Consider the following 5,923-nt stretch of genomic DNA (forward strand, 5'->3'; position numbering starts at 1 on the left):
GATAAAGTTCTTTTAAGAAATAGAAAATCATGCAGCGTAGCGGGCTTTGAAGAGAGCGGCGAAGTTGAAAGGGGAGGAGTTAGCAATAACAAATCACTGATTAACCACTCACTACTCACTAAACAAAGTTTGTTATAAGAATAGGATATTTGTATAAAGATATATAATACAGATTAAAGATTCTATTAGAAAGATAATAGGGTCAGATAGTCAAACAAAACATTTTACAATGGAGAGTTTGATCCTGGCTCAGGATGAACGCTAGCGGCAGGCCTAATACATGCAAGTCGGACGGGATTGTGGAGCTTGCTTCACATGAGAGTGGCGCACGGGTGCGTAACACGTATGTAACCTACCCTTGTCAGGGGGATAGCCTCTCGAAAGAGAGATTAAGACCGCATAACATTATGATGTGGCATCACAAAATAATCAAATATTTATAGGACAAGGATGGGCATGCGGAACATTAGCTAGTTGGTAAGGTAACGGCTTACCAAGGCTACGATGTTTAGGGGATCTGAGAGGATGACCCCCCACACTGGTACTGAGACACGGACCAGACTCCTACGGGAGGCAGCAGTAAGGAATATTGGTCAATGGGCGAAAGCCTGAACCAGCCATGCCGCGTGCAGGAAGACGGCCCTATGGGTTGTAAACTGCTTTTGCAGGGGAATAAACCTCATTACGTGTAATGAGCTGAATGTACTCTGAGAATAAGGATCGGCTAACTCCGTGCCAGCAGCCGCGGTAATACGGAGGATCCAAGCGTTATCCGGATTTATTGGGTTTAAAGGGTGCGTAGGTGGCTTTTTAAGTCAGGGGTGAAAGACGGTAGCTTAACTATCGCAGTGCCTTTGATACTGAAGAGCTTGAATGAACTAGAGGTAGGCGGAATGTGACAAGTAGCGGTGAAATGCATAGATATGTCACAGAACACCAATTGCGAAGGCAGCTTACTATGGTTTTATTGACACTGAGGCACGAAAGCGTGGGGATCAAACAGGATTAGATACCCTGGTAGTCCACGCCCTAAACGATGAATACTCGATGTTGGCGATATACGGTCAGCGTCTAAGCGAAAGCGTTAAGTATTCCACCTGGGGAGTACGCCCGCAAGGGTGAAACTCAAAGGAATTGACGGGGGCCCGCACAAGCGGAGGAGCATGTGGTTTAATTCGATGATACGCGAGGAACCTTACCCGGGCTTGAAAGTTAGTGAATGTGGCAGAGACGCCACAGCTCTTCGGAGCACGAAACTAGGTGCTGCATGGCTGTCGTCAGCTCGTGCCGTGAGGTGTTGGGTTAAGTCCCGCAACGAGCGCAACCCCTATGTTTAGTTGCCAGCATGTAATGATGGGGACTCTAAACAGACTGCCTATGCAAATAGAGAGGAAGGAGGGGACGACGTCAAGTCATCATGGCCCTTACGTCCGGGGCTACACACGTGCTACAATGGTTGGTACAGAGGGCAGCTACCTGGCAACAGGATGCCAATCTCTTAAAGCCAATCACAGTTCGGATCGGGGTCTGCAACTCGACCCCGTGAAGTTGGATTCGCTAGTAATCGCATATCAGCAATGATGCGGTGAATACGTTCCCGGGCCTTGTACACACCGCCCGTCAAGCCATGGAAGCTGGAAGTGCCTGAAGTGCGTAACCGCAAGGAGCGTCCTAGGGTAAAGTCGGTAACTGGGGCTAAGTCGTAACAAGGTAGCCGTACCGGAAGGTGTGGCTGGAATACCTCCTTTCTGGAGCAGTATCCACTTGTGATAGTGATTAGAGAATGGAGATTAGAGAATAGCCTTAAAACTACTCACCTGATCAACCGCTTAACCACTCACATAAATTATAACAAAACTGTTATCTGCATGATTATTTCTTAAAGTTTAGAGATCAGAGATTAAAGATCAGAGATTAGTACCTGCGAAAGGAACTAATCACTAATTAACCAATCACTGATTAACTAACTATAAAAAACACAAAAGGAAAACCCAAAGATGAAGCCATCGGCATAGTGCTGATCATCTGGGATGCGAGATTGTAAGAAATTACGATTTACGATTTACGAATTACGATTATCTAAATCCGAAATCGTAAATCCGAAATCCGAAATTGAATAGTCCTGTAGCTCAGCTTGGTTAGAGCACTACACTGATAATGTAGGGGTCAGCAGTTCAAATCTGCTCGGGACTACTGCTGCAGCGAAGCTGCAGAGGCGATAGAGATTAGAGAATAGAGATTAGTTAAGTCGCAATGACAACTAATCACTAATCAACCGATCACGAATCACTCATCAACGGGGGATTAGCTCAGCTGGCTAGAGCACCTGCCTTGCACGCAGGGGGTCAACGGTTCGAATCCGTTATTCTCCACGATGCTTTGCAGTCATTAGTGAAGTAGTCATTAGTCATTAGGGTAAAACCAATGACCTAATGACCAATGACACAATGACGAACAAGCAAAACGTTCTTTGACATATTGGAAGAAGTAAAATAAAGAGAAAACAACAGATAGGACGTTGTTATGTCTCGGAGGCGAGTTAAATCGGCGGTGCAAACCAATGACTTAATGACCCAATGAAGTAATGACTGAATAAAAAAGCATACCATGCGAGCAAAAGGCGCATGAGTAGAAGAAAGTAAGAAAGGGTACACGGGGGATGCCTTGGCTCTCAGAGGCGATGAAAGACGTGATAAGCTGCGATAAGCTACGGGGATCAGCAAATATGAATTGATCCGTAGATTTCTGAATGGGGAAACCTAACTATTTGAAGAATAGTTGCATAAATGCGCGAACCTGCTGAACTGAAACATCTAAGTAAGCAGAGGAAGAGAAAATAATAATGATTTCCTGAGTAGTGGCGAGCGAAAGGGAAAGAGCCCAAACCAGCTATGTTACGGCATAACTGGGGTTGTAGGACCACGATATTGTATATTAAAATGAACCGGAACGGGGTGGGAAACCCGGCCATAGAGCATGAGAGCTGCGTACGGGTAAGTAATAATAACATAGTGGTATCCTGAGTACCGCGAGGTCGGAGACGCCTTGTGGGAATCTGCCGGCACCATCCGGTAAGGCTAAATACTCCTGAGAGACCGATAGTGAACCAGTACCGTGAGGGAAAGGTGAAAAGAACCCCGAACAGGGGAGTGAAATAGAACCTGAAACCGTGTACTTACAAGCGGTCGGAGCTGCAGTAATGTGGTGACGGCGTGCCTTTTGCATAATGAGCCTACGAGTTACTCCTCTCTGGCAAGGTTAAGTGTTTAAGACACGGATCCGAAGCGAAAGCGAGTCTGAATAGGGCGTATAGTCAGAGGGGGTAGACGCGAAACCTTGTGATCTACCCATGGACAGGTTGAAGGTGCCGTAACAGGTACTGGAGGACCGAACCGATAAACGTTGAAAAGTTTCCGGATGATCTGTGGGTAGGGGTGAAAGGCTAATCAAACTGGGAAATAGCTCGTACTCCCCGAAATGTTTTTAGGAACAGCCTGGCGGTTGAGTTAATAAGAGGTAGAGCTACTGATTGGGTGCGGGGGAGTCAAATCCTACCAAATCCAGACAAACTCCGAATGCTTATTAATATACGCTGGAGTGAGGCTATGGGTGCTAAGGTCCATGGCCGAGAGGGAAAGAACCCAGACCATCAGCTAAGGTCCCCAAATTACCGCTAAGTTGAACTAACGAGGTCCGATTGCACAGACAGCTAGGATGTTGGCTTGGAAGCAGCCATTCATTTAAAGAGTGCGTAACAGCTCACTAGTCGAGCGATCGGGCATGGATAATAAACGGGCATTAAGCGGTATACCGAAGCTATGGATTTGCAGTAATGCATCTGGTAGGGGAGCATTCTATCTACCGGTGAAGCAGGAAGATAACTGACTGTGGAGGAAATAGAAAAGCAAATGTAGGCATAAGTAACGATAAGGCGGGAGAGAAACCCGCCCACCGAAAGACTAAGGTTTCCTGATCAACGCTAATCGGATCAGGGTTAGTCGGGGCCTAAGGTGAAGCCGAAGGGCGTAGCCGATGGATAACTGGTTAATATTCCAGTACGTTTTATAACTGCGATGCAGTGACGGAGTAGTGAAACTGACGCGAACTGACGGAATAGTTCGTTAAAGGCCGTAGGTATAGGAGATGTAGTTAAGTACGCAACTCTTGCTGAAAGCTGATAGTACACTGAGCCTTCGGGTAAGGTGATAGTTCAGGTAATCAGACTTCCAAGAAAACCTGCTAAGCTTCAGGTTATAAAACCCCGTACCGTAAACCGACACAGGTAGTCGAGGAGAGAATCCTAAGGTGCTCGAGTGAATCATGGCTAAGGAACTCGGCAAAATGGCCCTGTAACTTCGGGAGAAGGGGCGCTGACAGCAATGTCAGCCGCAGTGAAAAGGCCCAGGCGACTGTTTAACAAAAACACATGGCTATGCAAAATCGAAAGATGACGTATATGGCCTGACACCTGCCCGGTGCCGGAAGGTTAAGAGGGGATGTTAGGGTTAAACCGAAGCATTGAATCGAAGCCCCGGTAAACGGCGGCCGTAACTATAACGGTCCTAAGGTAGCGAAATTCCTTGTCGGGTAAGTTCCGACCTGCACGAATGGTGTAACGATCTGGGCGCTGTCTCAGCCATGAGCTCGGTGAAATTGTGGTATCGGTGAAGACGCCGGTTACCCGCAACGGGACGGAAAGACCCCATGCACCTTCACTACAACTTAACATTGATATCGGATACAGGATGTGTAGGATAGGTGGGAGACTGTGATCCGGCTTCGCCAGGAGTCGGTTAGTCAACGTTGAAATACCACCCTTTCTGTATTTGGTGTCTAACCCTGCGTAGTTGGGGGACATTGTTTGGCGGGTAGTTTGACTGGGGTGGTCGCCTCCAAAAAGGTAACGGAGGCTTTCAAAGGTAAGCTCAGTACGCTTGGTAACCGTACGCGGAGTGCAATAGCATAAGCTTGCTTGACTGTGAGGCAGACAAGCCGAGCAGGGTCGAAAGACGGATATAGTGATCCGGTGGTTCTGCATGGAAGGGCCATCGCTCAAAGGATAAAAGGTACGCTGGGGATAACAGGCTGATCTCCCCCAAGAGCTCATATCGACGGGGAGGTTTGGCACCTCGATGTCGGCTCGTCACATCCTGGGGCTGGAGAAGGTCCCAAGGGTTGAGCTGTTCGCTCATTAAAGTGGCACGCGAGCTGGGTTCAGAACGTCGCGAGACAGTTCGGTCCCTATCTGTTGTGGGCGTTGGAAGTTTGAGTGGGGCTGACCTTAGTACGAGAGGACCGGGTTGGACTAACCTCTGGTGAATCTGTTATGGCGCCAGCTGTATTGCAGAGTAGCTACGTTGGGAATAGATAAGCGCTGAAAGCATCTAAGTGCGAAACTAGCCACAAGATGAGACTTCCATTGAGGGTCGTAGCAGACGACTACGTTGATAGGTTACAGGTATAAAGGTGGTGACATCATAGCCGAGTAATACTAATTGCCCGAAGCTTTCTTCGTGTTGGAATATAGAGATTAGAGGTTGGAGATTAGAGATTAGGACTTGTCCTGATGTATAACTTCGCCTCTGATCCCGAACAAAACAACAGACAGATAATAATACCTGTTGTTTTCTCTTAAACTTACTTCTTTCAATAATATGTCAAGTTTATAGTCATTAGGCACTGGTCATTGGTCATTTGGCCCATCATCAGTACAAAAGACTTAAACTATAAAATAAAGTTATCGGCTCAAGGCCAGGAAATCATACCAATGACTACTGACCAATGACCAATGACTAAAAGAAATTCAGGTGCCTATATCGGCGGTGTCTACCTCTTCCCATTCCGAACAGAGAAGTCAAGCCCGCCAGAGCCGATGGTACTGCGGTAATACGTGGGAGAGTAGGTCGGTGCCAAATCTTATCAC

Annotated in this window: 2 tRNA genes and 3 rRNA genes; all 5 read left to right on the plus strand. The window is 47.2% G+C overall.

From position 1 onward, the window contains the following. The first annotated feature begins 226 nt into the window (after positions 1-226). The 5 genes from ACYVJ6_RS14755 to rrf all read left to right on the plus strand — a co-directional run bounded on the left by ACYVJ6_RS14755 (position 227) and on the right by rrf (position 5,915). Positions 227-1,748, plus strand: a 16S ribosomal RNA gene (locus ACYVJ6_RS14755). Positions 1,749-2,118: 370 nt separating this feature from the next. Continuing rightward, positions 2,119-2,193, plus strand: a tRNA-Ile gene (locus ACYVJ6_RS14760). A 105-nt stretch (positions 2,194-2,298) separates the two neighbouring features. After that, positions 2,299-2,372, plus strand: a tRNA-Ala gene (locus tag ACYVJ6_RS14765). A gap of 259 nt (positions 2,373-2,631) precedes the next feature. Then, positions 2,632-5,515, plus strand: a 23S ribosomal RNA gene (locus ACYVJ6_RS14770). Positions 5,516-5,803: 288 nt separating this feature from the next. Beyond that, positions 5,804-5,915 (plus strand): 5S ribosomal RNA (gene rrf / locus ACYVJ6_RS14775). The 16S, 23S and 5S rRNA genes sit together here with 2 tRNA genes alongside, the layout of an rRNA operon. The last annotated feature ends 8 nt before the right edge of the window (positions 5,916-5,923 follow it).

Source organism: Mucilaginibacter puniceus, assembly GCF_054783175.1.